28 protein-coding genes are annotated in these 24,548 nt (G+C 61.9%); 15 read left to right on the top strand and 13 right to left on the bottom strand.

Annotated elements, in window-relative coordinates; all coding sequences use genetic code 11:
- Nucleotides 1-3: 3 nt before the first annotated feature.
- Nucleotides 4-786 carry an SDR family oxidoreductase gene (locus tag ACZ3J7_RS27125; RefSeq protein WP_298781720.1) on the bottom strand — a complete coding sequence of 261 codons (783 nt, stop codon included), beginning with the start codon at nt 784-786 and terminating at the stop codon, nt 4-6.
- 88 nt (nt 787-874) lie between these two features.
- Here ACZ3J7_RS27125 and ACZ3J7_RS27130 point away from each other — a divergent pair, with 88 nt between their 5' ends.
- The 4 genes from ACZ3J7_RS27130 (at nt 875) to ACZ3J7_RS27145 (ending at nt 5,500) form a co-directional block, all read left to right on the top strand.
- Nucleotides 875-1,543, top strand: coding sequence for a TetR/AcrR family transcriptional regulator (locus ACZ3J7_RS27130; protein WP_124568010.1), 669 nt, complete (start codon nt 875-877; stop codon nt 1,541-1,543).
- Nucleotides 1,540-1,830 carry a cupin domain-containing protein gene (locus tag ACZ3J7_RS27135; RefSeq protein ID WP_298781715.1) on the top strand — a complete coding sequence of 97 codons (291 nt, stop codon included), beginning with the start codon at nt 1,540-1,542 and terminating at the stop codon, nt 1,828-1,830. Before ACZ3J7_RS27130 ends, ACZ3J7_RS27135 begins: the two co-directional genes overlap by 4 nt.
- Before the next feature lie 134 nt (nt 1,831-1,964).
- Entirely contained in the window at nt 1,965-4,664 is a 2,700-nt protein-coding gene (locus tag ACZ3J7_RS27140) for a winged helix-turn-helix domain-containing protein (RefSeq protein WP_298781712.1), read from the top strand.
- A gap of 14 nt (nt 4,665-4,678) precedes the next feature.
- Nucleotides 4,679-5,500, top strand: coding sequence for a hypothetical protein (locus ACZ3J7_RS27145; RefSeq protein ID WP_124568007.1), 822 nt, complete (start codon nt 4,679-4,681; stop codon nt 5,498-5,500).
- On the opposite strand, the gene ACZ3J7_RS27150 is transcribed toward ACZ3J7_RS27145, so the two are convergent.
- The 3 genes from ACZ3J7_RS27150 to ACZ3J7_RS27160 are packed head-to-tail and all read right to left on the bottom strand — an operon-like array spanning nt 5,492 to nt 8,577.
- Nucleotides 5,492-7,192 carry a SulP family inorganic anion transporter gene (locus ACZ3J7_RS27150; protein WP_298781708.1) on the bottom strand — a complete coding sequence of 567 codons (1,701 nt, stop codon included), beginning with the start codon at nt 7,190-7,192 and terminating at the stop codon, nt 5,492-5,494. The genes ACZ3J7_RS27145 and ACZ3J7_RS27150 overlap by 9 nt on opposite strands.
- Nucleotides 7,189-7,902, bottom strand: a complete 714-nt coding sequence (locus tag ACZ3J7_RS27155; RefSeq protein WP_298781705.1) for a GAP family protein — start codon at nt 7,900-7,902, stop codon at nt 7,189-7,191. The genes ACZ3J7_RS27150 and ACZ3J7_RS27155 overlap by 4 nt, the downstream gene beginning before the upstream one ends.
- Before the next feature lie 15 nt (nt 7,903-7,917).
- Complete coding sequence (locus ACZ3J7_RS27160; protein ID WP_095972315.1) at nt 7,918-8,577, bottom strand: GAP family protein; 660 nt, start codon at nt 8,575-8,577, stop codon at nt 7,918-7,920.
- Nucleotides 8,578-8,835: 258 nt separating this feature from the next.
- Here ACZ3J7_RS27160 and ACZ3J7_RS27165 point away from each other — a divergent pair, with 258 nt between their 5' ends.
- The gene (locus tag ACZ3J7_RS27165; protein WP_095972384.1) at nt 8,836-9,048 is read left to right on the top strand and encodes a hypothetical protein; all 213 of its coding nucleotides are present in this window, start codon (nt 8,836-8,838) and stop codon (nt 9,046-9,048) included.
- A gap of 97 nt (nt 9,049-9,145) precedes the next feature.
- Here the strand turns inward: ACZ3J7_RS27165 and ACZ3J7_RS27170 are convergent, their stop codons facing one another.
- Entirely contained in the window at nt 9,146-9,562 is a 417-nt protein-coding gene (locus ACZ3J7_RS27170) for a DUF7144 family membrane protein (RefSeq protein WP_166809873.1), read from the bottom strand.
- 145 nt (nt 9,563-9,707) lie between these two features.
- Between ACZ3J7_RS27170 and ACZ3J7_RS27175 the strand changes: the two genes are divergently transcribed.
- The gene (locus ACZ3J7_RS27175; RefSeq protein WP_298781697.1) at nt 9,708-10,181 is read left to right on the top strand and encodes an SRPBCC family protein; all 474 of its coding nucleotides are present in this window, start codon (nt 9,708-9,710) and stop codon (nt 10,179-10,181) included.
- A gap of 54 nt (nt 10,182-10,235) precedes the next feature.
- On the opposite strand, the gene ACZ3J7_RS27180 is transcribed toward ACZ3J7_RS27175, so the two are convergent.
- Both ACZ3J7_RS27180 and ACZ3J7_RS27185 read right to left on the bottom strand, forming a co-directional pair.
- Nucleotides 10,236-10,907 carry a cation efflux transmembrane domain-containing protein gene (locus tag ACZ3J7_RS27180; protein WP_298781694.1) on the bottom strand — a complete coding sequence of 224 codons (672 nt, stop codon included), beginning with the start codon at nt 10,905-10,907 and terminating at the stop codon, nt 10,236-10,238.
- A complete protein-coding gene (locus ACZ3J7_RS27185; protein ID WP_235170590.1) occupies nt 10,907-11,251 on the bottom strand; it encodes an ArsR/SmtB family transcription factor in 345 nt (114 codons plus the stop codon). The genes ACZ3J7_RS27180 and ACZ3J7_RS27185 overlap by 1 nt, the downstream gene beginning before the upstream one ends.
- Before the next feature lie 128 nt (nt 11,252-11,379).
- On the opposite strand from ACZ3J7_RS27185, the gene ACZ3J7_RS27190 reads away from it, so the two are divergent.
- Nucleotides 11,380-12,150 (top strand): acyl-[acyl-carrier-protein] thioesterase, encoded by a 771-nt coding sequence (locus ACZ3J7_RS27190; RefSeq protein ID WP_298781686.1) that lies wholly within the window; start codon nt 11,380-11,382, stop codon nt 12,148-12,150.
- Here the strand turns inward: ACZ3J7_RS27190 and ACZ3J7_RS27195 are convergent.
- Nucleotides 12,141-12,737 (bottom strand): CHAP domain-containing protein, encoded by a 597-nt coding sequence (locus ACZ3J7_RS27195; RefSeq protein WP_298781683.1) that lies wholly within the window; start codon nt 12,735-12,737, stop codon nt 12,141-12,143. The genes ACZ3J7_RS27190 and ACZ3J7_RS27195 overlap by 10 nt on opposite strands.
- Before the next feature lie 131 nt (nt 12,738-12,868).
- Here ACZ3J7_RS27195 and ACZ3J7_RS27200 point away from each other — a divergent pair, with 131 nt between their 5' ends.
- From ACZ3J7_RS27200 to ACZ3J7_RS27215, 4 genes are all read left to right on the top strand, one after another.
- Nucleotides 12,869-13,384 (top strand): toxin-antitoxin system HicB family antitoxin, encoded by a 516-nt coding sequence (locus ACZ3J7_RS27200; RefSeq protein WP_298781680.1) that lies wholly within the window; start codon nt 12,869-12,871, stop codon nt 13,382-13,384.
- Nucleotides 13,385-13,448: 64 nt separating this feature from the next.
- A complete protein-coding gene (locus ACZ3J7_RS27205) occupies nt 13,449-14,324 on the top strand; it encodes a DUF4097 family beta strand repeat-containing protein (RefSeq protein ID WP_298781677.1) in 876 nt (291 codons plus the stop codon).
- Nucleotides 14,325-14,338: 14 nt separating this feature from the next.
- Nucleotides 14,339-15,280 carry an ATP-binding cassette domain-containing protein gene (locus tag ACZ3J7_RS27210; protein WP_298781674.1) on the top strand — a complete coding sequence of 314 codons (942 nt, stop codon included), beginning with the start codon at nt 14,339-14,341 and terminating at the stop codon, nt 15,278-15,280.
- Nucleotides 15,277-16,068, top strand: a complete 792-nt coding sequence (locus ACZ3J7_RS27215; protein ID WP_124567998.1) for an ABC transporter permease — start codon at nt 15,277-15,279, stop codon at nt 16,066-16,068. The genes ACZ3J7_RS27210 and ACZ3J7_RS27215 overlap by 4 nt, the downstream gene beginning before the upstream one ends.
- Here the strand turns inward: ACZ3J7_RS27215 and ACZ3J7_RS27220 are convergent.
- On the bottom strand, nt 16,023-16,817 hold the full coding sequence (locus tag ACZ3J7_RS27220) for a 2-phosphosulfolactate phosphatase (protein WP_298781670.1): 795 nt from the start codon (nt 16,815-16,817) through the stop codon (nt 16,023-16,025). The two genes, ACZ3J7_RS27215 and ACZ3J7_RS27220, sit on opposite strands and share 46 nt — an antisense overlap.
- Before the next feature lie 13 nt (nt 16,818-16,830).
- Complete coding sequence (locus ACZ3J7_RS27225; RefSeq protein WP_095972304.1) at nt 16,831-17,658, bottom strand: transglutaminase domain-containing protein; 828 nt, start codon at nt 17,656-17,658, stop codon at nt 16,831-16,833.
- A gap of 61 nt (nt 17,659-17,719) precedes the next feature.
- On the opposite strand from ACZ3J7_RS27225, the gene ACZ3J7_RS27230 reads away from it, so the two are divergent.
- Nucleotides 17,720-18,760, top strand: a complete 1,041-nt coding sequence (locus tag ACZ3J7_RS27230) for an ABC transporter substrate-binding protein (protein ID WP_166809881.1) — start codon at nt 17,720-17,722, stop codon at nt 18,758-18,760.
- Here the strand turns inward: ACZ3J7_RS27230 and ACZ3J7_RS27235 are convergent.
- The gene (locus ACZ3J7_RS27235; protein ID WP_298781665.1) at nt 18,735-20,027 is read right to left on the bottom strand and encodes an MFS transporter; all 1,293 of its coding nucleotides are present in this window, start codon (nt 20,025-20,027) and stop codon (nt 18,735-18,737) included. The genes ACZ3J7_RS27230 and ACZ3J7_RS27235 overlap by 26 nt on opposite strands.
- A 132-nt stretch (nt 20,028-20,159) precedes the next feature.
- Between ACZ3J7_RS27235 and ACZ3J7_RS27240 the strand changes: the two genes are divergently transcribed.
- Complete coding sequence (locus ACZ3J7_RS27240) at nt 20,160-21,281, top strand: endonuclease/exonuclease/phosphatase family protein (RefSeq protein WP_298781662.1); 1,122 nt, start codon at nt 20,160-20,162, stop codon at nt 21,279-21,281.
- Here ACZ3J7_RS27240 and ACZ3J7_RS27245 read toward each other — a convergent pair.
- A complete protein-coding gene (locus tag ACZ3J7_RS27245) occupies nt 21,252-22,331 on the bottom strand; it encodes an alpha/beta fold hydrolase (RefSeq protein ID WP_298781659.1) in 1,080 nt (359 codons plus the stop codon). The two genes, ACZ3J7_RS27240 and ACZ3J7_RS27245, sit on opposite strands and share 30 nt — an antisense overlap.
- A 106-nt stretch (nt 22,332-22,437) precedes the next feature.
- Here ACZ3J7_RS27245 and ACZ3J7_RS27250 point away from each other — a divergent pair, with 106 nt between their 5' ends.
- On the top strand, nt 22,438-23,040 hold the full coding sequence (locus ACZ3J7_RS27250; RefSeq protein WP_298781655.1) for a TetR/AcrR family transcriptional regulator: 603 nt from the start codon (nt 22,438-22,440) through the stop codon (nt 23,038-23,040).
- Here the strand turns inward: ACZ3J7_RS27250 and pip are convergent.
- Nucleotides 23,028-23,987: a prolyl aminopeptidase gene (gene pip, locus ACZ3J7_RS27255; RefSeq protein ID WP_235170597.1), complete on the bottom strand. Its 960-nt coding sequence runs from the start codon at nt 23,985-23,987 to the stop codon at nt 23,028-23,030. The two genes, ACZ3J7_RS27250 and pip, sit on opposite strands and share 13 nt — an antisense overlap.
- A 100-nt stretch (nt 23,988-24,087) precedes the next feature.
- Between pip and ACZ3J7_RS27260 the strand changes: the two genes are divergently transcribed.
- Nucleotides 24,088-24,546 carry a hypothetical protein gene (locus ACZ3J7_RS27260; protein ID WP_019745870.1) on the top strand — a complete coding sequence of 153 codons (459 nt, stop codon included), beginning with the start codon at nt 24,088-24,090 and terminating at the stop codon, nt 24,544-24,546.
- Nucleotides 24,547-24,548: the final 2 nt, after the last annotated feature.

A 24,548-nucleotide genomic window follows, 5' to 3' on the forward strand; every position in this document is an offset into this window, starting at 1 on the left:
CGGTCAGCGAAAGAACTCGCCGCCGTTGACGAAAAGCGTCTGCCCGGTCAACATCCGGGCGCGGTTGGAGGCGAAGAAGACCACGGCGTCCGCTACGTCGTCGTCTGCCGGGATTTCACCGAGCGGCATGTTCTTGCTGATCTCGGCGATGATGTCTTCTTCGGGGACCCGACGGTCGGCGGCCGCGAGCCCGACGTACAGCTGTACCGGCGGTCCCCACATCCAGGTCGGGACCACGGTGTTGACTCGGATTCGATACTGTCCCAGTTCTTTTGCCAGCGACCACATCGCTGCATACAGCGCACCTTTGGACGTCGCGTATGCCGATTGCGGCAACTGAGGATGAAACATGGCCTGCGAGCCGATCATGACGACGGCGCCGCCACGCTTCTTCAATTCCGGTAGCGCCGCCTGCGTCAAAGTGAGAGTTCCGATGACGTTGACGTCCGACATGGCCTTCCAGGCACTCAGATCGGCACCTTCGAGCCCACCGAACACGTCCTCCTTGGCTGCGACGTTGACCAACGCGTCCACTCGCCCGAAACATTCTGTGGCGGTGGCGATCAACCGTGAGCACGACTCCGGATCGGCGATGTCCGTCACCGAGTAGGCGACGTGAGCACCGGTCGGATCTATCTCCTCGCAGACGGATTTCAAATTCTCTTCGGTTCTCGCGCCGAGTACTACGTTGGCCCCGTCACGGACTGCAGCCAATGCGATTTCACGCCCCAGGCCGGTTCCGACGCCGGAAATCACCACGGTCGAATCTTCGAGCAATTGAGTCATGACGCGCACCTCCACAGGGCACCCGATGGATAACGTAACGCCGTGTTACGAATATGAAGAAACGTAACACTGCGTTACGCTATTCACAATGGATTTCGAAGAAGTCGCCCCAGACAACCTCACCCCGGACAACGTCACCCCAGACAACGTCACCCCGGACGAGGACACCGAACGGCTACGCGGAAGGCCCCGCGATCCCGCCATCGGTGATTCAGCCCTGGCCGCGGCACGCGAGTTGCTCGCCGAGGTCGGCTGGGACAAGACGACGATGGTGGCGATCTCCGAGCGCGCAGGCGTCGGCAAGCCCGCTCTGTACCGTCGGTGGCCGTCCAAGACTCACCTGGTTTTCGAAGCAGTCTTCGGCTGGGTCGACGAGTCTCCGCCCGTCGCAGACGCCACAGATCCCGAAGAATGGGTACGGGCCTCGTGTAACTACACCCTGGAACTCTTTGCAAAGCCCGAGGTGAAGGCTGCACTACCCGGCCTGCTTTCCGCATTCGCGGAGCGCGGCGACCTGCCGTCGACATTGTGGTCGGAGTTCGGTGGCCCCGGCATCGCCATGCTCGCGCAGATGCTGAACCGTGGCGGCGGTGATGCCGACGCGATGCGGGACGCTCAGGCAACGATGCTGTTCATCGTGGGCGGCACGATGGTCCTGAGAATGCTGATGCCCGAAAACGACTCCGCTCCCCTCGTCGAACGGATGCCGGACATACTTCTGCACGGCGTCACACCGAAGGAGCAGAAGGACACATGAGCGCAGCAGAACCGACCATCGGTCTCGACGACGATCGTGTGCGCGTCACCTCGTGGCGCTTTCCGGCCGACGGCAGTGCCACCGGACGCCATCGACACGAGTACGACTACATCGTCGTGCCGGTCACCGGCGGCCGATTCGTCGTGTCCGATGCCGATGGTTCCACCCGCGAGATGACTCAAACTCCTGGCCTGTCGTACCAGGGAACCGCGGGCACGGTGCACGACGTCACCAACGCGTCGGGTACGGAAGCCGTCTTCGTGGAGATCGAACTCAAGACTCGCTAAATCAGGGACTTTGGTCCGAATTTCTTACTTGGGCGCTTATTTGGTGTCCGAATTGGGTAGTTTCACATCATCTAACTCGTTCAAAATTTCGATCCAGCGGTCACGTCCAGTGGAGCCAGTCGAACAGGAGTCGGATGAGCAGCCCATTTCGTGATGCCGCTGCAGTGACGCTCGACGCGTCTTCGCGCGGTGAGCGTGCGCGCGTGCCCGGCGCCCCGATCAACGGTCGCTTTCACCCGCCGTCGGCCGTCAAAGGACTGGTCCCGCGTCCGCGCCTGCATCGCAAACTCACCGCGTCCACCGCTGCCGATGGCGTCGGCCCTGGACCCGTGGGGTTGCTGTCCGCCCCGGCCGGTGCCGGGAAGACCTTGCTGCTGGCGGATTGGGCGCGCGAGTATTCTCGCGCTTCCCCCGATGCGGACCTGGCCTGGTTGACTCTCGCCGAGCGCGACAACAATGTTTCGGTGCTGTGTGAATCCCTGGCCGAAGCAATCGCCACGCCTATCGATCCGACCGGCCGGAGGCTTCCCGCGCAAACGGGATCCAGGCGACCGGTGGAGCAATGGCTCGCGCATTTCGCCGAAACTCTCGAAACGCACGATCGTCGAACGACGCTGATCCTCGACGACGTTCACACACTTCACGATCCACTGTCGATCAGTCTTCTCGATCGGATACTCACTCACACCCCAGGCAATCTGTCGATCATCGTCGCCGCACGATACGAACCACCTCTCACGTGGCATCGTTTGGCTCTGGACGGCCGACTCACCCGCTTCGCATCCACCGATCTCGCTTTCGACCGGTCCGAGATCACTACGATGTTCGGTGAATACGACATCATGTTGGGCGAAGACGAGTTGGCAATCGTCGAAGACTTCACCAAGGGGTGGGGTGCTGTCGTTCGCCTCACCGCAGCGTTTCTGGCCGGCCGCAATGACATCGCCGACGCGCTGGACGAATTCACGCACACACCACGGCCGATCGCCGATTTCCTGGTCGACGAAGTGCTGACATCCTTACCCGAACACATCACCTCGTTCATGCTGCGGACATCGATAGTCGATTCGTTCTCCGCTCCACTGGCGGAAACTCTGACCGATTCGAACGCACGATCCGAGATCGACTCTCTGATTCAGTTCAACTTTCCGGTGACCCGTACCGATTCCGCCGACCACACGACCTGGTTCAGCTATCACCCGCTACTGCGCGAACACCTTCGGGCAGAGTTCCGCCGCGTCGATCACGTCGAGAGGAAGCGCGCACACGTGCGCGCAGCAACCTGGTACGAAAGCCATCATCTCGAACTCGAGGCGCTCGAACTCGAGATATCGATCGGCGACCCGTGCCGCATTCTCGCGTTTCTCGAACGCTGCGGGCTGGGGCTCGTGCTCGACGGTCACAGCGGTGACGTCGTGCGAGTCCTCGAATCCGCCCCGACGCAGGTCTCGGAATCCCCGATCACCCGACTGATTCTGGCAGCGGCCGCCCTCCATTCCGGTGACGTGACCTCGGCTACGACATGTCTCGACCTCCTCGAGGCAACTCATCCCCCCATTGCAGACGATCCGCTGTTCCTGGCGATGAGCCTGGAAATCTCCTGCGTTTCGGCAACTTCCGACAACCAACCATTGGTGTCACGCCTGCAGCGACGCCCGAACAGCACCCACTCCGACGTCGAGGCGTACGTGCACCTCGAATTGGCGACGGCGCACTTGCTCCGGCGCGAGTTCGAAAAGGCGACTGTCGAGTACACCCAGGCCGCAGCCCTCGGGGCACTACGGGGCCGGTCGCGATTCGTCCTGAAGTCACTGACCGGATTGGGGTATGTCGCTTCCCTCAGCGGCGACATCGGGGCGATGAGAGCGCATTCCACCTACGCTCTCGACTACGCGATCGAACACCGAATCACGACGACAGCGGAATACGAGTTGTCCGCGTCGGTGGTCGCCTTCGCGGCGTACCTCTGCGCCACGGGTGATCTTCCGTACCGCATCCCCACCATCGGAAACTACCGGAGCACAGACGTTCTCGGCGCCAGCGCGCCAGTGTTCGGTTGGCATACCGTCGTAACCTTCGGGCTTCACGGCCTCGACGACGCGGCCGACCGACGGTCGACTGCCGCCGACATTCGCGACGCCATGCTCAGTGCTGTCGAACTACGCACCTTCGCGATGGCGACCCTCGCTCTCCTACCGCCCGTCGTCAACGCCTGCTTGTCGGTCGGCGAAGTGGAATGGGCCGGCCGACTCGTACGCGATGCGGCCGAGCGGTTCGGCGAGACCTCCGAAATACATCTCGCACGAGGTGCCGTCGCGTTCTCTGCCAACAAGTTCGCAGAAGCCCTCGCCGAAGTCTCCGAAGCTCTCGCAACCTCCGAAGCGCCGCTGCTTGCGCATCACGTCTACGCCTGGACGCTCGAGGCGGGGATCCACGCCGCAACAGGTCACGAACGCAAGTCTTTTCGCTCTCTTCACAAAGCTCTCCACGCCGCAGAAACCGGTGGCCTCCTGCGGCCCTTCCTCGACTACGGAACAGCCCTGCGGCCGATATTCGACGAGTTCAGTGGACATTTCGGAGATCAGGAAGTTTTTGCCGAACAGGTACGCAATCGAGTACGCCCACAGGAGCTGGTGAGTGCGCCGATCCTCACCCCGGGTGAGTACACCGTGCTACGCGAACTGGCTTCGGGAGACACCACGGAGTCGATCGCCGACACGCTGTTCCTCTCGGTCAACACGATCAAGACGCACCTTCGCGGGATCTATCGCAAGTTGGAAGTGAGCAACCGACGCGACGCGCTCAAGGCTGCGCGACGCGGCGGTCTCATCTGAGCAAGACTGCTTCCATGCTCCCGAAGCTGTACTCCGACTCGCGCGATCGCTTGATGGTGTGGGCAAGACGCACACCGAGCCGTCGCCTGGCGACCGATGCAACCGTCGATGTTTTCGAAGTCGGTCTCGTCGACAGCGCCATGACTCTGGCAGCTCAAGCCTTCACGTCCTTGCTCCCGGTCATGATCGCGGCGTCCACCCTGGAGAAACTGAAGCCGTTGGCCGACGCCGCCAAGGACGACCTCGGGGTCCAACTACCCGACGCCCAAATCATCAACACCTCCACTGCGGCCGCGTTCGGAATCGTCGGTTTGCTCATGCTGCTGATCAGTTCCACGTCCTACGCTCGCGCTCTCGGCCGGATGTACGGGCGCATCTGGAGCGTGCCGACTGCGACGCTTCGTCAGGCGTGGCGTTGGATAGCGGTCGTGTTCGTCGTGGCGACATCGGTGGTCGGGGCGGCCCTCTGCCGAGAACTGAACGGTGTGCCGGGGGTGGGCAGACTCCTGGAATTTGTTGCGGTCTACGTGGTGTGGGCGCTCGTCTGGACTGCCGTGCCGATGCTGTTGACCGCTAATCGCATGACCACTCGTATGTGCGTCGGGTCCGGGTTGCTCACCGCGACGGGTCTGAGCGGACTGCACGTGGCAGGCACCCTTTTCCTGCCCCGTATGACCAAGACCTCTCAGGACGAGTTCGGCCTCCTGGGCGTGATGTTCACCGTCATCGGCTGGCTGTTCGTCTTCTCGGCCATCGTGGTTGTCGCGTCGTCGATCGTCGGATCGGTGGCCAAAGATTCCGGCCCGCTGGGCATCTGGCTGCGAACCTCACGCTGACGTGCCGCCTCCACCGGCAAGCGCCTGCGACACCGTCGGATAGACGTCGACCTTCAGCGCGCCCCGGTCAGCACCGGACAGAACGTCGCGGAACTGTCCGATGTCTCGGGCTACACGGAAGCTCACGTTCTTGCGAGCCAACGAGTCTCGAAGCTGAGCCAACATCTGGGCCGCGCTGACGTCGATGAACGGTGACGTTTCGGCGTCGAGCACCACCATCGTGGTCCCCGCGGTCACCAGGCCGGTGATCTGATCACGCACGTGATCGGCATTGGCGAAGAACAGCCCGGATTCCACCCTGACCACCACGATGCCGTCGAGTGTCCTCAGATCGGGGTGACCGCTGGCGTCGACCCAGCGCGTGCCGTCCTTGGCCAGAGCTGCCACATGCGGTTTGGAGACTCGATAGAGGAGCAGCAACATCGAGACGGCAATTCCGATGATCAAACCGGGCAAGGTGTCGAACAGGAGAACTCCGAACATCGCCGCGATCGCTGCGGCGAAATCGGCCCGCGCGGCGTGGCCGTAGATGCTGCCCAACCTCTTCGTCCAGACCCGGTACAGCGCTGCGAGAGAGGAGAAATCGACCAGCTCGATCACGGCGGCGATGACCACGGCGGAGAGCGTCGCCTCCGGCAACTTCTCGAACAAGCCGGTCAGAAACAGCAGTGTCAACAGTGTCAGTGCAGCGACCACCAGTCCGCTGACCTGAGATTTGGCGCCCGCGCCCCCGTTGACAGCGGTCTTCGAGAGGCTGCCGTTGACCACCATTCCGGAGCACAGACCCGATCCGAGATTGGCCGCACCCAGTCCAGCGAGTTCACGATTGGCGTCGATCGTGTACCCCGCCTTGGCCGCGTATGTCTTTGCAGCACCCAGACCTTCGGCGAATCCGATGAGCAGAACGCCGACTGCCGGTCCGACCAGATCGAGATAGTCCTCGGCTCCCACACCACTCGGCAGACCCATCGACGGCAGTCCCGAGTCGATGTGCCCGACGATGTCGATGCCGCGATCGTCGAGGCCGAACAACGCGACTGCGGTAATGCCCAGCAGCACGACGAGGAGCGAACCCGGTACCAGCGGAAGCCATCGCTTGACGCCCAGGACCATTGCCAGGCTGAGCAATCCGATGATCACCGTCGGTCCGTCGACCTCACCCAGTTCCTTCACCACTGTCCACGCCTGGACGAAGAAGTTTCCCTCCCCCTTCTCCACGCCCAGGAGTTTGGGTACTTGACCGATGATGATCGTGAGCGCGAGACCCACGATGAATCCCTTCAGAACCGGCTCGGAGATGAAGGAGGCGATGAAGCCGAGGCGCATGAATCCTGCCAGCAGACCCACGAGCCCGGTCACGATTGCCAATGCGGCCGACAGCGCGATGAATCGGCCGTCGTTTCCCGAAGCCAGTGGCGCGATCATCGCCGCGGACAACGCTGCGGTCGCCGACATCGGCCCGACGATCAGGTGTCGCGAACTACCTGCTGCTGCATACAGAATCAGTGACGGAACTGCAGCATAGAGCCCGACTACCGGCGGAACTCCGGCGATGGTGGCGTACGCGAGCGCTTCGGGAACGAGGACGGCCCACACGGTGAGGCCGGCAATGATGTCGGGGCGGAGCCAGCCGCGCTGGTAGTCGGAGAGCGATCCGAAGACCCACCACGTCCGTGTTTGCGGAGCACTCATAGTCCTTGCACCCCTTTACTGATCTGCATCGCCGCGATCAGGACGAGAAGCCCGACGTTCAGCAAGTGCGTGTTGGTGGCTATCCAGGTGCGGATCTTCTGCAACGGTTCGGTTGCCTCGTCCTTCTTGATCAGAAGGAGGGCGACGGGCACCGCAACCGAGGTCACGGACACCAGCGAGAAGATCACGGCCGAGACGATCTGCGACGTGGGTTCCACAGTGCTGAGCCGCAGATTCATGGCGGCGGCGATGGCACATGACATGTCGATGGGGTTGAAGACGAACAGCGCGAAACCTAACGCCCCTGATCGCATCGGCCGGAAATGCTCTACCGACTGGAGCATTTTCGGCAGCTGCGGGGCGGCGGCGACCACGTCGCCGGGTGCGACGGCCGCCGCCATGGCCTGGACTCCGCGGCGGCTGCGTGTATAGACGAACCAGGCTCCCGCCAGCAGAGTCGCGCCGAGAACGAGATGGAGGATGGGCACCCACAACGGGGGGTGAGTTCGCTGGTGCACTTGAAGGGCCGTCAAAATGAGGTACGCACCGGCCAGCGCGACAACTATTCCGAGATACCACCCGATCAGGTACGCAATGCTGTTGATTCGCGCTCGTTCGGAAAAGAGCACGGCAACAACGGCAACCACCGCCAGCGGGCTCATGATGATCCCGAGCGCCAGCGGGATCTGTTGCAGTAGCAACGATCCCATAACTACCTCCAGTTGTCAGAGACCGCCGATGCCCTTACCGATGAGAACAACACCGATAACCAGGATCAACACACTCATCACCGTCGCGTTGTTGTCCTGCAACCACACCTTCAGCTTGGCCAGCGGACCGCGCAGTCGCTCCGCGGCAACGAGGTAACCGATCACAGGCACGCACACTGTCGAGGCCGCGATGATCGTGAAAACCAGAATGGCGACAACAACTTCTCCGGATCCAAGCGAGGCGGATCCGATCGAGATTCCGGCCGCGATACACATCATCAGATTCTTCGGATTGATCGCAGCCAGAGCGAAGCCCAAGCCGAGGCCTTTGGCAGCGGTCATGTCGTCGATGGCTTGCATCCACTTCGGGGTTTCGTGTTCGCCTCCGCGTCCGCGCCATTGCTTTGCTCCGAACGCAAGAAGTAACACTCCCAACGCCAGCTTGATCCACGAGACCGTCGCCGACGGATCACCTTCGGAGTCGCCGAGCTTGCTGGACAAGAGCACGAAGATCACAGTGGCGACAACGATTCCGAGTATCCAGCCCAGAGCGAACCCGACGCTCGTACTGCCGGCTCGCTTGGACAACAACATCAAGATTGCAGCGATGATCGGGATCGGCGATACCGCGACGCCGACCGCGAGGGGTAACAGATCCCCGATGACAGATCCCATGCCGACCTCTTCTCTCTCCCGGTCGACACTAGGGGCGGGGGACCTGCGCAGCCTCACACGAAAAGGATGAACAGAACCGTGGCGACATTCACCCGTAGGGGATGAAGCCCGAGGAGCATGCGCGAGTAAGACTGGATCTCACGGATGCGGAGTCCTGGATCGAGCAGCGACGCCGATTGCACTTGACGACACCTGATTTCGAGACTCGGCGCGGGGCGGGTCCGAACCTCACGGCCCTACGAAATGGAGCGGACACTGATGAATGCTCCCACTCGGTATCAATTCCTCATCGACGGCGAAGTGTCGGACCGTGTCAAGGCCGCATTTCCCGACCTCAGTGTTGCCAGTGCGGCCGGCGGATTCACCAGTTTGTACGGACCCGTCGCGGACCACACGGCCATGCGAAGCATCATGGCCCGCCTCGATTCCCTCGGGTTGACCGTCGCCGAACTGCGAAGGCTCCCGGACTGATCCGAGCCGACCGTCCATCGGATCGTTTCCGGGCACGAGCGATGGTCCCGACCGAGTCGATTCGGTCGGGACCAACTGCCCTCGAGTTGTTCGGTGCCTAGACTCTGTCTGTATCCCAAGTAGCGACGGCCCAGATCACAACGACATCGAGTGCGATGACCAGGATCGACCACAACGGGTAGTACGGCATCCACAAGAAGTTGGCGATGATCGAGAGCGACGCAATGACTATTGCCGCCGCCCTGGCCCACACTGCACCCGTGAAGAGGCCCAGAGCCACCGCGATCCCGATGATGCCCAAGATGATGTGGATCCAACCCCACGTCGTGATGTCGAACTTGTACGTGTAGTTGATACCCACGACAAACAGATTGTTGTCTGCGACGGCCGCGATGCCCTGAAGCAGAGCGACAATGCCTGCGGTGAGCAGCAGAATCGCTGCTGCAAACGTCGTACCTACCGCGAAACCCTGCCGGACAGGGTGATTCGCGGGTTCCCGCGGTGGAGCAGTCATCAGCGTTCCTTTCGACAGAATGCACTTCCCTTACTCAGTCTCGAGGGGCTGGAAAGCGAAAGCATCACCCGTCGCGGATGAACCGCAGGTCATCGGCCCGTACCCGCTTGCCGGCGTCGCAAACCAACATTGGCAGACTGGCACTGTGCAGCACACCGTAGTCGTGATCACCGATATCCACGCTCCACCTGCGGTGATCTTCGATCTCGAACTCGACATGGACGAACACTCGGCCTCGCTCCGAAAAACGGACGAGGTGGCCGTGACGAGTACGGGTAGACCAGCGCTGGAAGAGGGCGACGAGGTGTCCTTCACCGCTCGGCATTTCGGGTGGAGATTCTCGATGACAAGCCGGATCACGCAGTACAACCGCCCGTATTCGTTCACCGACGAGCAGGTTCGCGGCCCGTTTACCGCAATGCAGCACGAGCACGTCTTCGACATTCAGCCGGGCGGGTGGACGCGGATGCACGACCGCTTCACGGTCACGGCCCCCTTCGGCGTGCTCGGACACCTGGCTTTGAGGTTGGCTGTCGGCCCGTATCTGCGACGCCTTCTCGAGCAACGCGCCGCGCACATCAAAGATCGCGCAGAAGCTGACACCTCATTTGTCGAGTGAGAACCCTCTGCTGAAGCAGCGCAGAGTGTGTTGACTCGACAGAACCGTGCTCACTCAGCAGCAGTCGCACTCGTCACCTTTCTCGGCCGCAGCCACGACCGGGCAGCACGGATCGCCCTTCCACGCGTTGATGCCTTCTTTCACCGCGATGACGGCGATCACCAGTGCCGCAATCGGATCCGCCCACGACCAGCCGAGCACCGAGTTGAGCAGCAAACCGACCAGCAAGACCGCAGAGAGGTACGTGCAGAGCAGAGTCTGCTTCGAGTCCGCGACCGCCGAAAGGGAACCCAGCTCCCGACCGGCTCGGCGCTGCGCGTAGGACAGGGCCGGCATGATCGCCAAACTGACTGCAGCCAAAACTATTCCGACGGTGGTGTGCTGGGCCTCCCCCAGACCGAACAGCGACCGAATCGCGTCGAACGAGACATACGCAGCGAGCCCGAAGAACGAGAATGCGATCACGCGTAGCGCCGTCTTCTCCCGGCTCGCAGGATCCGGGGCCGAAAACTGCCAGGCAACCGCTGCCGCCGAGGATACTTCGATCACGGAATCAAGACCGAACCCGAACAGGGCCGCAGACGACACCCGCGTGCCCTCCGCCAGCGCAATGATCGCCTCGACGACGTTGTAGCTGATCGTGATCGCCACGAAGATGCGGATTCTTCTCGACAACAGCGCTCGTCGGGCAGTCGAGAAACCGACACCGTCAACGGGAGCAACCATCAGCAGCACCCCTCTGATTCGCTGTCCGGACAGTACGACGGATCCACGGCGAGTACGACCCCGAGTAGGTCGTCGAGCGCCTGACCGATATGTGCGTCGGCGAGTTCGTATCGCGTGCGACGCCCTTCCGGTACGGCCACCACCAAGCCACAACCGCGCAGACAGGCCAGATGGTTGGACAGCTTCTGCCTGGTCACCTCCAGCGTGTCGGCGAGGTCCGACGGATACCGGGGCGCGGTCTTCAGCTCGAGCAGTATCCGTGTTCGAGTCTCGTCGGACAGTGCATGCCCGAACCTCGCAAGCACCGCCACATTGGTCACCACATTCATGCCCTCGACATCCATACGAACGACAGTACATCGAAATCTGTATTCATAAAACAGTGAACTCCAATGGTTCAAGATCCAGCCATCGGGTAACGCAAGCCTGGAACGACACCGACCAGACTTCGACCAGCGGGAGCCCGCATCCGATGAACCGTACAAAAGCCGACGATCACACAGCGATGCCGGAGCTGCCGGAAACCGGCAGCGTCTTCCAAGTCTCGTGGCCGGTGCGAACAGGAGACATTCACACCGACAGAAGCCTGCGCCTCGACGCGATCGCGCGTTACCTCCAAGACGCAGGCTTCGACAACCTCGTCGACCGCGGCGCCATGGATACCCATCCGCTCTGGATGGTACGAAGAACGGTGATCGACGTATTCGAACCGGTCGTCTGGCCGGATCGAGTTCATTTGCAGCGTTGGTGCTCCGGCCTGTCGAGCAAGTGGTGTTCGATGCGAGTTCGCATCAGGTCCGACGGCGGCGGATTGATCGAAACGGAGGCGTTCTGGATCAACATCGATCCGAAGACGGGAATGCCGGCCACCATCAGTGAAAAGTTCACCGCCGCTCTTGCGTCGACGGCCGTGGACCAGCATCTCCACTGGCGTCGGTGGATCGACCCGGAATCCACAACGACACCTTCGACGGAGACGCCATTCCCGTTACGCTCCAGCGATTTCGACCCCTTCGATCACGTGAACAACGCGATCTACTGGCAACCCGTCGAAGATGTGCTGCCCGACGAATTACGAAGCGGACCCTTTCGCGCAATCCTCGAGTACACCCAGCCAATCAAGAGCGGCGAGCAGGTGAGCGTGCAAACCGGCACGAACACGCTGCACATCGACGCCGGCGGCGAGGCACGTGCATCAGCTCGATGGTTCGCGCTGGCCCCGAACCGCAACGATCAGGGGTGAAGTTTTCCGAATCCCACGACGGCAGAGTCGGATTGCCAGTCCAGATCATGCACCCGCACCTTGCCGAACTCGTTGCCGCCGACCGTGATCGCCGAGTCACCATCCACTGCCACAACGATATTGGTGTGCTGGCCGACCCATCTCGAACTGTCGTAGATCACCACATCACCCACGTTCGGTGTGTACCCACTGCCGTTCTCGGCGTACGCGCCGATCCCCTGGTAGTACTCCTGCAACGTGTACACCCCCGGGATGCGCCAACTTCCGGAGTTCGGGTTCGACAACGGTCGACCCGCTTCCCTCATGATCCAGCTGACGAAGTCTGCGCACCACTCTTCGTCGATACCGTCGGAATAGAAGGTGCCCGGCCGGTCATTCTCGTGCTCGGATCGGAGTAGGTCGAGCACACGAGCCTGATCCGAAGTCACCACACCGGCATCGACCGTCGGGAACTCGGCGGTGTCCCAGGGCAGATACCGCGAAGGCGCGACTGCGACGGCAACCGCACCGACCACGATGACGAAGCCGAGCACCCCGGCAATCCAAAGCACGATACGGCGGCGACGTTTGGTTTCGGCAGGACTCACCCTTACAAGTGTGCCAGTCTGCCGAGAATCGATCCGCAAACCACCTCGATGACCTGCCACTTCTCATCAAATCCACACGAATGTGCCATCAAACTATTGTCATGGCACCAAAGTGGTGCCATAGTGGTGCCATGGACTTGACACCGTACGTAGACAACCTTCGCCACGAACTCGCGGTGGCGGCCGAAGCGGGCGGGGAAGACGCAAAGGCACTCGCCGATCGTCTGACCGCACCGTTGGAATCAGCAGTGCGCCTCACCCTCCTCGACGCATTGTCCGCAGCGGCTGCCGAGATCACGCGTGACCTCGCACCGGGCTCGGTGGACCTGCGCCTGCGGGGACGCGAACCCGAATTCGTCGTGGCACCGGCCATCAGTGAACCGGCTCCGGCCCCCGTCGAAGAGGAACCGACTCCGGCACCGCGCCCCGTCGCGGAGTCCGACGACGCCTCGATGACTCGAATCAACCTGCGGCTGGGGCAAGACCTCAAAGACCGGATCGAGGCGGCGGCCCGGGAAGCCGGGATCTCCGTCAACGCGTGGCTGGTTCGCTCGGCCGCGACGGCTCTGGAAGGCGGCACACACAGAAGCTCTCCGCGACAACGCGCATCCCAAGGTTCCGAGAGCTTCACCGGCTGGGTGCACTGACACCGGATCCAACTTTCGCTCGACCCCTTTCATCAACCGAGACAACCTCATCGGGAGTATCACCATGCCCACATACAGCACACCTGACCCCATCACCTTGAACTTCGACGTAGCAGTCGGACACATCCGGATCGCAGCGAGCGACCGCAACGACACTGTCGTGGAAGTGTTGCCCAGCAACTCGTCTCGCGAGGTCGACATTCGAGTCGCCGAACAAACGCGCGTCGAATTCGCAGTTGGCCGGCTGCAGATCAAGACTCCGAAACAGCGTGGCCTCGGAATTTTCGGGAAGACCGGATCTGTCGACATCTCCGTTCAGCTCCCCTCCGGCTCGGGACTCGAAGGTACTGCCGCAGTTGCCAGCCTGCGTACCGACGGCACCCTCGGCCGCTCACGCGTGAAGGTCTCGGCCGGCGATTGCACCCTGGACACCACCGGACCGCTCAACGTCAGCACCGGGGCCGGGGCGATCACCGTCGAGCACGTCGCCGGTGACATCGACACGAGCACCGGGTCCGGAAGCATCCGCATCGGCCGCGTCGACGGCAACGCGGAGGTCAAGAACTCCAACGGCGACATCAACATCGGCACGATCACCGGCGCGCTGAAGGCCAAGACCGCCAACGGCAGCGTCGCCGTGGAACACGCAGAGTCCGACGCGAGCGCCGCAACTGCCAACGGCGACATTCGTTTCGAGAGCATCGAGAGTGGAGTCGTATCCGCCAAGACGGCCGCCGGACGAATCCATATCGGTGTTCGATCCGGAACGGCCGCGCGATTCGACGCTCATACATCCTTCGGTCGTGTCGACAACCAGATGAATGCCACACACGGTCCGGCGTCGTCCGAACGCCGAGTGGACGTCCGGGCACAAACCAGCTACGGCGACATCGTCATTCGACGTTCGGAGCCTCGAGAAGAATCCAACAAGAAGATCTAGCGAAAGGAACGCTGATGTCCCGCAAACCAGCCATCACCGCGACGGGCCTGAAGAAGGCCTACGACGACAAGACGGTACTGGACGGAATCGACATCTCCGTCGACCGCGGAACCGTCTTTGCGCTCCTCGGACCCAACGGCGCCGGCAAGACCACCATCGTGGAAATCCTCTCGACCCTCGTTCCCGCCGACGGCGGCGACATTCGCATCGCCGGGTACAACCCTTCCGACGATCCCGACGCGGTGCGTTCACGCATCGGCGTCACCGGACAGTTCTCGGCGGTCGACGACTACCTGTCCGGCGAGGAAAACCTTCTCCTCATGGCCGACCTTCACCATCTCGGCAAGGATGAACGCCGAACGCGCACTGACGAACTCCTGAAGAAGTTCGACCTGGTCGAATCCGCGGAGAAGCTGGCCTCGACCTACTCGGGCGGAATGCGCCGACGGCTCGACCTGGCAATGACCTTGATCGGACGACCGGAGATCATCTTCCTGGACGAACCCACCACCGGCCTCGATCCCCGGAGTCGACGCACCATGTGGCAGATCATCCGGGAGTTGGTCAAGGGCGGTGTCACCATCTTCCTCACGACGCAGTATCTCGAGGAAGCCGATCAGCTGGCAGACCACATCGCCGTCCTCGACCAGGGACGGATAGTCGCCCAAGGCACTGCTGCGGAACTCAAACGACGCATCCCTGGCGGCCACATTCGTCTTCACTTCTTCGATCGAGACCAACTCGATTCTGCTGCTGCTGTTTTCGACGGGTCTTCACGTGACGATGCCGCCTATGTCCTCCAGGTCCCCAGCGACGGGGGTGTCCGCTCACTACGTTCTCTTCTCGACCAACTCGACGCTCACTCGATCGACGTCAAGGAACTCTCGGTGCACACACCCGACCTGGACGACGTGTTCCTGACTCTGACCGCCACCGAAAGGACCGACGCGCGATGACCACCATGACGCTTGCCTATCAGGACTCGAAAACCATGCTGCGTCGCAGCATTCGACACATCCTTCGATATCCGTCGATGACGGTGATGCTTGTCGGGATGCCAGTCGTCTTTCTGTTGCTGTTCGTCTACGTACTCGGCGGGACACTCGGGAACGGACTCGGACCAGGCGGTGGTGGCCGAGCCGAGTACGTCAACTACGTTGCACCGGCGATCATTCTGATGACTGTGGCATCAGCGGCACAGGGTACCGCCATCTCTGTCGCAACCGATATGACCGCGGGGATCATTGCACGATTCCGCACGATGGCGATCACGCGTACGTCCGTCCTGACGGGTCATGTTCTCGGCAGTCTCCTTCAGACGATCGTGAGCCTGGTAGTCGTCATCGCCGTGGCGATAGCCGTCGGATTCCGGCCTACGGCAGGCTTCGTGGAGTGGGTCGCGACGTTTGCCCTCCTCGTCCTGGTCTCCATTGCCATGATCTGGTTGTCCGTTGCCTTCGGTCTCGTCAGCAAGAGCGTCGAGACGGCAAGCAATCTCCCGATGGTGTTGATCCTCTTACCGTTCCTGGGAAGCGGATTCGTCCCCACCGACTCGATGCCGACCGTGTTGCGATGGTTCGCCGAGTATCAGCCGTTCACTCCGATCATCGAGACCCTTCGAGGACTGCTTCTCGGCGAAGCGATCGGGAACAACGCGCTCCTCGCGATCGGATGGTGCGTCGCGATCACTCTCCTCTCCTACCTCTGGGCGCGGAGTTTGTTCAACCGACGCCCGGTGCGCTGACCTCGAAACACACGATCTTCGATAACAGGTACGGTGTCGCTGTCGTCGAGTTCCGAGGCGATGGCGACGTCGTGTGGAAACCCGAGGACAATCAATTCGCGTCCTGAGGCACAGTCCCGCAGGTGGTCCTCGTACGAATCCGACACCGCCGCCCAGGCATCCGCCGCCATCCGCGCCTCGGGCGATACGTGGCCGTCCCAGCCGGCCGCGGTCAGTGCGGCCACGACAGCACCAGCGCCCCACAGATCTTCAACCGCAGGACGCAACTCTCCACCGGGCCACTTCTCCCCGGAAGCGACAATGGCCACTCGGGATCGCGGACCATGCTCGTGCACAATCCAATCGGCGACGGCGGAAGCGTTCCTCAACGAAGCGCCGACACACACCGCAACCTGGGACGCCAACGCAAACGCGATAGTCGACCCGTTCGGCGAAGGCAGTACCAGCCGACTCGGCGCCTCGGCCTCGCGAATCGTCTTGGGAGACAGACTGATCTGCCCTTCCCTGGCCACACTTCGTCGTACTGCCAGGACCGCATCGGCATCACGCGCGTAGTCGACTGCACTCTCGTCGTTCCAGGAATAGGGAAGTACGTCGATTCCCGCGTCGGCCGCGACGCTCAGCGTCGTCGTGAACGAGAGGACGTCGATCACGACGGCGGTATCGACTCCCGCAGCGATCGCCTCGGCGCCACGCAGGCCCCAGTCGAATCGAAGTCCGTACTCGAGTTGGCGGTGCTCCTGATTCATGCAGGCCAGTCTCTCAGAAAGTAAGCAGCTTCTCCGGCACGCGTAAATCCTCGTGCTCGTACAACGCTCGCACGGCCACGGGATCGTCAGTGGCGCAGACGTCGGCGATGTCGTCGAGCAGTACGTCGTACTCCGCACCGGTTTTTCCGTCGTAGGCGTCGGTCATGCGGCCCCACTCGTCCCATGGCAGGGTTTCGACTTTGTTCATCGCGGCAAGGTCTTTCACGGCGTTGCCGCGGATCTCGGCGGCTCCCCAGTTCTGGGTTCCGTACACCCCGAACTGGGAGGCGTCGATCTCGCCGCGTCGATACGCCAACCACGCCTCGCCGCCACTGAGGAATTCTCCCGGCCGTAGATCGTGGGCGTGAGGAAGCACGTTCTGTCCGAGGATCTCCGAGTCGATGCGGATCCAGCGCTTGCCGGCGTCGTCCCAGTACTCGGTGATCCAGTGGTCGACGCCCTGTCCCGATTGAAAGTAGGTGGCAAAACCACAGCGGACCCGCGCGGCAAAACCGCGATAGCGCAGAAACGCACAACTCAAAACGGCAAAGTGCCGACAGGTTCCGACGACCCTCTTGTCGGGCTCTCGGGCGGAGGTCACCGGTGCGGGATCGAGCGAGAGCAGCCTTTCGAGCAGAACACTTGCCGGCCGGATCTGGTTTTCGTCGAATCGGTCGGTGGTCAGATTCAGCGACTGCGCATCGGCGGGTTGAACGACCAGGTACGGGACCACCCGGCAAATGTCCACGGGATCGGCGGAGAGCGGCTCGATGGCGAGCAGATCCACCCCGTCGACGCGGGTGAACGGTCCTGCTGATGTGTAGTCGAGAACCGCCGTCATGAGCGGAGACTAACAAACACTGCGGACACAACCACTCCACTATGGTTAGGGTCCCATAACCATGAAACCCGAGGTTGCCGTGAACCCCATGTTGAGCCGCCGTGCCATGCTGTCCGTCACCTTCGCCACGGCAGCAGGTTTTGCCCTTGCTGCCTGCGGCGACAGCGCGGAAGACGAATCCACTCCCGGCACAGAAGGTGGTCACGCCGAGGCCAACGCCTTCCCGGTGACCATCGACCACAAGTTCGGTTCCACCACCGTCGAGCAAGCACCCAGCCGCATCGCCGCGGTCGGTATCGGCGACGCAGACGTACTGCTCTCCCTCGGGCTGACACCTGTCCTGGTCCCGGTGTGGAAGGGATCGACCGACGACGGAATCGGCGTCTGGGCCGACTCGGCAGTTCAAGGCGCCGAGCCGACGCCGTTGGCCAACGCCACCACCGATTTCGACATCGAAACGATCGTGGCCGCAGCGCCTGACCTGATCATCGCCGTCAACAATGCGATCGACGAGGATCTGTACAAGCAGCTCAGCGCCATCGCGCCGACGGTGCTTCACGCGGCCGATCAGACGGATTGGGTTCTGCCCTGGCAGGAGGTCACGACCCGCATCGGTACCGCTGTGGGTGTTCCCGCGCAGGCACGGCAGGAGGTCCAGCAAGTGGAGGACCTCATCGTTCGTACCCGCGCGGAGAACCCCCAGTTCGAGGGCAAGACAGCAGCTCTCGTCATTCGCTGGAGTGACGGGAATCTTCGAGCGTTCAGCCCCGAGGCAGCGCGCGCTCAGCTGCTCACGCAACTGGGGTTCACGGCGCCTGCCGCACTGAAGGATCGGTTCGCGGGCAAACTGAACTACGAGATCTCCGCCGAGAACTACGACCTCCTCGAGTGCGACTACCTGCTATTCGACAACTACGAGAAGGCTCGTCCCGAGATGGAGACGCAGCCGGCGTTCACCAATCTGAACGTGGTCAAGACCGGCGGCCTGATCAGCTTGGACCCCATCGTCAGTGACGCGGTGTCCATGCCCAATCCGCTCACCATTCCGTTCGTGCTGGAAGATTTCGTAGCAAAGATCAATCAGACGATCGCGGGTCGATAACCTTCGTTCGACCGGACCACACCCACAACACCACAGCCGACACGGCCACGCAGACCGCAACGATCACCCATGGTGACGCCGGCGCTGCGTGGCCGTTGTCGACGAGGTCGTATACGAATCCGACTCCCACGGTTCCCAGGAGTGCGAGCAGACCGCCGATCGTGTTGAGCATGCCGAAGTGCGCTCCGAGATTGCTTTCGCGACCGAGGATCGCGATGGTGTCTCGCATCGGCGGCACCATCAACATCTGTCCCAGGTGCAGCAGCCCGATCCACACCGCAAGACCGACTATCTGGGTCGGCGCGGAAGCTGCGGCGCTGACGCCGGTGGCCAGCGGAACCAGGAACGATACCGAAATCAGCACGAGCCCGAAGGTGATCGCGCGTCGATGCCCGATGCGGTGGGCGACCGCGACCGTCGGCCCCTGCCCGACGATCACCAAGACCGCTGCACCCACGTAGAACCACCCCAGCGCCGACTGTGAACCTATGCCGCGCTCGAGCTGTTCCGGAAGCATCAGGTACAGCTGGCTGTACGCAACCAATTGAAAACTGCAGAGCGTCGCGAAGAGTAGAAAGTTGTTGTTGGTCAGCACGCTTCGCCAGACGTCACGCAGCGTATAGGTCGAGACCTGACCCTCGTGTGCATCACCGGGCCGGGGGAACCAGATGAAGAACCCGACCCACATGATCGCGAAGAGCAACGCCGCACTCGACGCCGTCCACGAGAACGGAAACATCAGGAGTGCGGCACCCAGCGCCGGGCCGATCACGGTTCCCAGTCGGCTGCACATCTGTTCCACCGCAAACAAATCGGTACGACGCATAACTCCGGCGGACTCGAGTTCGCGTCCGTAATCCGCGTTGGCCGACTCCACCGCGGGCGCGAAGAGTGCGGCAGCAAAACCGACCAGAAGCACGCCGACGATGACGGCGGCCATACTCTCGGCCAGTCCGAGCATCAGGAAACCGACCACCCGAACGGCTATACCCAGCAGGATGATCGGGCGCTTGCCGAACCTGTCGGCGAGGCTTCCACCGATGAAGAACATGCCCTGTTGGCTGAACATCCGGAGCCCGAGGACCAGGCCGACAACCCAGGCCGCGAATCCGAGATCCTCCGAAAGATGCACCGCGAGAAAGGGGACAACCAGGTAGAACCCGATGTTGAACAGCACCATCGAGAGCAGGAGCAGTTTCACCACCGGCGGCAGGACACGAACCTTTGCAAAGGTCTTGTTACCGGGGAAACGCTCACTGAGTACCACGATCAGAAGACTATTGCCCGCACGGCGTTCTGTGGAAATCTGCCATTTTGCAATTGGTTAACTGTCCGTTTAGGTAGCGATGGTAATCATCTTCCGGGGGTTCGAGCACACAACAACGAGAGCCGGGATTTGATGAATGGATTGACGCGCCGCCAAATGGTCAAGGCGATGGCGGTAGCCGCGGGCACAGTCACCGCGGGCGCATTTACATTGGGTGCCAATACTTCCGTCGCGGGGGCGAGTCCCGCGCAGGAAATCAAAGTGCTCTCGCTCAATACCTGGCACGGCGGAACCAAGATCAACGGTGGCTTGCAGCTGATCGCCGACATGATCATTTCGACCCAGGCGTCGATAGTTCTCCTGTCGGAAGCCGGCACTGCTACAACTGCATTGGCCGACATGCTGACCAAATCAGGAACAACCTTCTACGGAGCTGCGTCCTCCGACGTGGGGATTCTCTCCAAGTTTCCGATCGAGGAAACAGCCGAGCTGAACTCGATGATCAAGGCAGTCGTGACGGTCGACGGCAAACAAATCGCTGCTTACTCGGCTCATCTGGCGTACACGTCCTACGCGACCTACCTACCCCGCGGATACGGCGCGGGCGTTCCCAAACCTGGCGAGTTCTCCGAGTTCGGCTGGAACAAGATGCCGTCCGGCCCCGTCACGGATCCCGAGACGGTTCAGCGCGTGAACGTCAATTCGGGACGCCCCAAGGCAATTTCGACGTTTATCGACGATGCAGCACAAGAACGGGCCAAGGGCAGATCCGTCATACTCGGCGGCGATTTCAACGAACCGTCGGCCCTGGACTGGACCGACGGCACGCGAAATCTGTTCGACCACAACGGTGTCGTCATTCCGTGGGAATCCACCCGCCTGCTCGACCGAGCCGGATTCGTCGATGCATACCGCAGTAAGTACCCGAACCCGGCCACACACCCGGGCTTCACCTGGCCGTCCGACAATCCCGACGTCGACACCTCACAGCTCACCTGGGCACCCGAGGCAGACGAACGCGATCGGATCGACTACATCTTCGCCGACCGCGCGTCGGACCTGAAGCTGGGGGCCGTCGGAATCGTCGGTCCACGAAAGACCATCGTGCACAACAAAAGAGTGGAAGAGAACTCCCAGGACAACTTCATCGCTTCGCCGACGCCGTGGCCGACCGATCACAAGGCCGTTCTCGCGACGTATCGGTTTGCCGGCTTCGGCGGCGGGTCATCGACCGGTTCGTGGAGCGGTTCCTGACAGGGCATCTCGTAGCCAGTCGATCATCATCGGCGTCAACTCGGGCAGCTTGGTCACTGCGCAGTGCCCCGCATCCGGGATGACGTGTACCTGCGTGTTCGGACGCTCTTCGAAGAGTGTCGTGTCCGAGAGCGGAATGTGAACGTCGTCGGCCCCGTTGACCACAAGCATCGGGGTCCGGCCGTCGTCGGCGGCCATCAAGTCACTGCGATCGAAGGCCCGGAGACCCTGCACCAGCGCCTCTTTGGTTGCCGGTGCATCGAAACCCAGTGCGTTACCGACGATGTCGCCCATACCGTAGACCAGGCGCTCCGCGTTCGCGGTCTCGAACGCACCCTTGACCGGTGCACCGATGTTGATCACCGCATCGACCGCGCCGGTCAGTCCCGACCGCACGGCGAAGTTGCCACCGAAGGAGACTCCCAGGTGCGCCACCTGCCCGTTGCCGAGAGCGCGAGCCGTCGATACGAGCCCGTCGATCACCTCGTCGCCGAAAGCATCGAGAGGAACGGGTGATTCACCGGTTCCCGGCTGATCGAAAGCAACTACCGTCACTCCGGCATTCTTCGCGAACGCACTGGCCAACGGATGCATGTCCATCTTCCAGCCGTCGACGCCGCCGCTGAGCAACAGGACGGGTGCGTCTTCGTACCTTCCGTCCACGGAGAGGATGTGTACCGGTAGCTCGATCTCGCCGGATCGGTAGGGCAGGGAGAGGATTCGACGCTCGAATTCGAGCCCGAATCCCGGTGCTGCCTTGACGTATTCGTCCACCTGATTCTGCAGGGCCCGACGTCGCGACTCGTTGGCCAGGACGGGGAACTTGGCGATTCCGTAGATCATCGCCGCGAGTGAATGATTGCCGTCGGCGGAGTACTTTGCTGCCAGCGCGGACCATTCGTACGACCAACCACCCGGCGCGTCGGCCCACGTCGAGTTGATGGACGCGCGCAGTTCCTCGAGATCCGAGACGGGGAGCCCGAAGCTCAGAAACTGACCTGTGCGTTCTTCGAAGAGGCCTCGGTGATCGACAGAAAATTCGTATGACATGGGAAAACACCCCTCAATTCATCTCTAATGCAACGACAAGTTGCATTAGCTCAGTGAACCATGCGGCCACAACTAACACAACACCTTGTTGCGATAAGGTTGGCCCATGACCTCGACACCACAACGGCCCGGAGGGCGCAGCGCCAGGGTGCGCAAGGCAGTTCTGGCGGCCACCGCGGCCGAACTGTCCGAACGCGGATTCGCGGCGATGACCATCGAGGACATAGCCGCCCGTTCCGGAGTCCACAAGACCACGATCTACCGGCGATGGAGCACCTTGTCTCAACTCGTAGCCGACGCGGCCGTCGAAATATCGGCAACCACCGTTCCCATCCCGGACACCGGCTCCATCGAATCCGACCTGCGCGAGATGGCCAGATCGATAGTCGCACTGGTGACCAGCGAGTCGGGCGGCGCATTGGTGGCCGCACTGTTCTCGGACGCAGTCCGCACACCCGAGGTGGCGAGACTCAAGCGCGAGTTCTACTCCGCACGTTACGAACTGGCAGACATCGTGGTCCGCCGAGCAGTCGAACGCGGGGAGATCTCCGAGAAGGTCTCAGCCGCTGATCTTCTGGCGGCCGTAGCCGCGCCCATCTACTATCGCCTGTTGGTCGCCGATCTACCCGTCGACCGGTCGGTTGCCGATCGTGCTGCTGCCGGCGCGCTCGCCGCGGCCCACGCCGGAGCACTCGATCAGACCGAATGAGCCAGTGAATTCAGCGCTTCCACGATTGCCTCGTTGAATCCACCGCCGCCATGCCCGGCGCCGTCGAGTACCACCAATTCACTGCCCGGCCACCGCTGGTGGATCGCCCAGGCAGTGTCGAGTGGCCCGGAAATGTCATACAGTCCGTGCACGAGAATCGCGGGAATCTCGGCAAGACGGTCCATGCCGTCCAGGATCTGATTCGGCGCCAGGAAACAATCGTTGGCCCAGTAGTGCGTGACCAGCCTGGTCATCACTCGGCGGAAGTCGGGATTCTGGTATCGAACACTCGGAGTCCACCCCGGCATCAGCGACACATGCACGTCTTCCCAACGGCACCACTGCAACGCAGCGTTTTCCCGCACAACAGGATCCGGATCGGCGAGCAGTCGCGCGTAGGCCGCGGGGAGGTTTCCGTCACGCTCTTCCACCGGAAGCGGCGCGACGAACTCCTCCCATTCACGCGGAAATATTCTGCCCATGGCACGGGTGATCCACTCGATTTCGAGTCTCGTCCCGCCGGTGACCGCGCCCAATGCCATCGCGATCACCCGCCCGGGAAACGCTTGGGCGTACACCAGACCCAAACTGACGCCCCACGAAAGGCCGGAAACGAGCCATCGTTCGATACCGAGATGTTCACGAAGACGCTCGATGTCGTCGAGGATGTGCGCCGTCGTGTTCACGGTGAGATCGACGTCCGGGCCACTCGCGAGAGGAAGGCTGCGCCCACAGCCTCGTTGATCGAACAGAACTGCGCGAAAGGTTTCGGGATCGAAAAAACGCCTGGCACCGACAGTGCATCCGGAACCAGGGCCACCGTGGAGATAGAGAACCGGGATGCCGGCCGGATTCCCGACGGTCTCCCAGTAGAGGCTCTGACCATCCGACACTTCCAACAACCCCGACTCGTATGGTTCGACGGCCGGGTACAGGACAGCGCTCATAGGCGGTAATTCTTCCATCAACCGACGTGTCCGGTAAGCAGCACGCGTGCGGGCTATGGCCTAGCGTGGACAGGACACCTCTGCGACGGGAGTACACCAGATGCGTGACGGGTTCAGGTTGCCGGGGTACGGCGGCGCCGCGGTCTTCCTTCGCAGTCATGCGGTTCCTGCCGCTGTCTTCGAATCCGACGTACCCACACTCGTTTTCGACGTAGGCCTGCTCAGCCCCGATCGATTCAATCAGTATCTCAGCAGACACACCGACGAAGGATTTGTCGAACGGCTGGCGGCGTTCTTCTTTCACGCGGCCGCAGACTTTCATCCCGAGAAATCTCTGCCGGCGTTCACCGACGAACGACTCGGACTGATGATCTCGGTCTGTTCCAGCACCGATCGGGAGGTGGAACTCGACTTCTCACTCGCCGAGGATCCCGAATCGGAGGACACCGAACGCGACGAGATGACCTTCGAGACAAGCCGAGTCGTCCTCGCGACCTCGGCGCAAACAGTTTCTCGACTCACCGGTGGAGTAACCACCCACTTCGACGGAGAGTGGTGACG

This window comes from Kitasatospora sp. NPDC015121, assembly GCF_055562955.1.

Bases quoted from the DNA above. Each gene is read 5' to 3' on its own strand.
- ACZ3J7_RS27180 (WP_298781694.1), bottom strand. From the start codon at position 10,907: ATGGTTGCTCCCGTTGACGGTGTCGGTTTCTCGACTGCCCGACGAGCG.
- ACZ3J7_RS27160 (WP_095972315.1), bottom strand. From the start codon at position 8,577: ATGGGATCTGTCATCGGGGATCTGTTACCCCTCGCGGTCGGCGTCGCG.
- ACZ3J7_RS27250 (WP_298781655.1), top strand. From the start codon at position 22,438: ATGACCTCGACACCACAACGGCCCGGAGGGCGCAGCGCCAGGGTGCGC.
- ACZ3J7_RS27150 (WP_298781708.1), bottom strand. From the start codon at position 7,192: ATGAGTGCTCCGCAAACACGGACGTGGTGGGTCTTCGGATCGCTCTCC.
- ACZ3J7_RS27185 (WP_235170590.1), bottom strand. From the start codon at position 11,251: ATGGATGTCGAGGGCATGAATGTGGTGACCAATGTGGCGGTGCTTGCG.
- ACZ3J7_RS27200 (WP_298781680.1), top strand. From the start codon at position 12,869: ATGGACTTGACACCGTACGTAGACAACCTTCGCCACGAACTCGCGGTG.
- ACZ3J7_RS27220 (WP_298781670.1), bottom strand. From the start codon at position 16,817: ATGAATCAGGAGCACCGCCAACTCGAGTACGGACTTCGATTCGACTGG.
- ACZ3J7_RS27165 (WP_095972384.1), top strand. From the start codon at position 8,836: ATGAATGCTCCCACTCGGTATCAATTCCTCATCGACGGCGAAGTGTCG.
- ACZ3J7_RS27230 (WP_166809881.1), top strand. From the start codon at position 17,720: ATGAAACCCGAGGTTGCCGTGAACCCCATGTTGAGCCGCCGTGCCATG.
- ACZ3J7_RS27155 (WP_298781705.1), bottom strand. From the start codon at position 7,902: ATGGGATCGTTGCTACTGCAACAGATCCCGCTGGCGCTCGGGATCATC.
- ACZ3J7_RS27240 (WP_298781662.1), top strand. From the start codon at position 20,160: ATGAATGGATTGACGCGCCGCCAAATGGTCAAGGCGATGGCGGTAGCC.
- ACZ3J7_RS27260 (WP_019745870.1), top strand. From the start codon at position 24,088: ATGCGTGACGGGTTCAGGTTGCCGGGGTACGGCGGCGCCGCGGTCTTC.
- ACZ3J7_RS27190 (WP_298781686.1), top strand. From the start codon at position 11,380: ATGAACCGTACAAAAGCCGACGATCACACAGCGATGCCGGAGCTGCCG.
- ACZ3J7_RS27205 (WP_298781677.1), top strand. From the start codon at position 13,449: ATGCCCACATACAGCACACCTGACCCCATCACCTTGAACTTCGACGTA.
- ACZ3J7_RS27215 (WP_124567998.1), top strand. From the start codon at position 15,277: ATGACCACCATGACGCTTGCCTATCAGGACTCGAAAACCATGCTGCGT.
- ACZ3J7_RS27210 (WP_298781674.1), top strand. From the start codon at position 14,339: ATGTCCCGCAAACCAGCCATCACCGCGACGGGCCTGAAGAAGGCCTAC.
- ACZ3J7_RS27245 (WP_298781659.1), bottom strand. From the start codon at position 22,331: ATGTCATACGAATTTTCTGTCGATCACCGAGGCCTCTTCGAAGAACGC.
- ACZ3J7_RS27140 (WP_298781712.1), top strand. From the start codon at position 1,965: ATGAGCAGCCCATTTCGTGATGCCGCTGCAGTGACGCTCGACGCGTCT.
- ACZ3J7_RS27125 (WP_298781720.1), bottom strand. From the start codon at position 786: ATGACTCAATTGCTCGAAGATTCGACCGTGGTGATTTCCGGCGTCGGA.
- ACZ3J7_RS27145 (WP_124568007.1), top strand. From the start codon at position 4,679: ATGCTCCCGAAGCTGTACTCCGACTCGCGCGATCGCTTGATGGTGTGG.
- ACZ3J7_RS27135 (WP_298781715.1), top strand. From the start codon at position 1,540: ATGAGCGCAGCAGAACCGACCATCGGTCTCGACGACGATCGTGTGCGC.
- pip (WP_235170597.1), bottom strand. From the start codon at position 23,987: ATGAGCGCTGTCCTGTACCCGGCCGTCGAACCATACGAGTCGGGGTTG.
- ACZ3J7_RS27130 (WP_124568010.1), top strand. From the start codon at position 875: ATGGATTTCGAAGAAGTCGCCCCAGACAACCTCACCCCGGACAACGTC.
- ACZ3J7_RS27170 (WP_166809873.1), bottom strand. From the start codon at position 9,562: ATGACTGCTCCACCGCGGGAACCCGCGAATCACCCTGTCCGGCAGGGT.
- ACZ3J7_RS27225 (WP_095972304.1), bottom strand. From the start codon at position 17,658: ATGACGGCGGTTCTCGACTACACATCAGCAGGACCGTTCACCCGCGTC.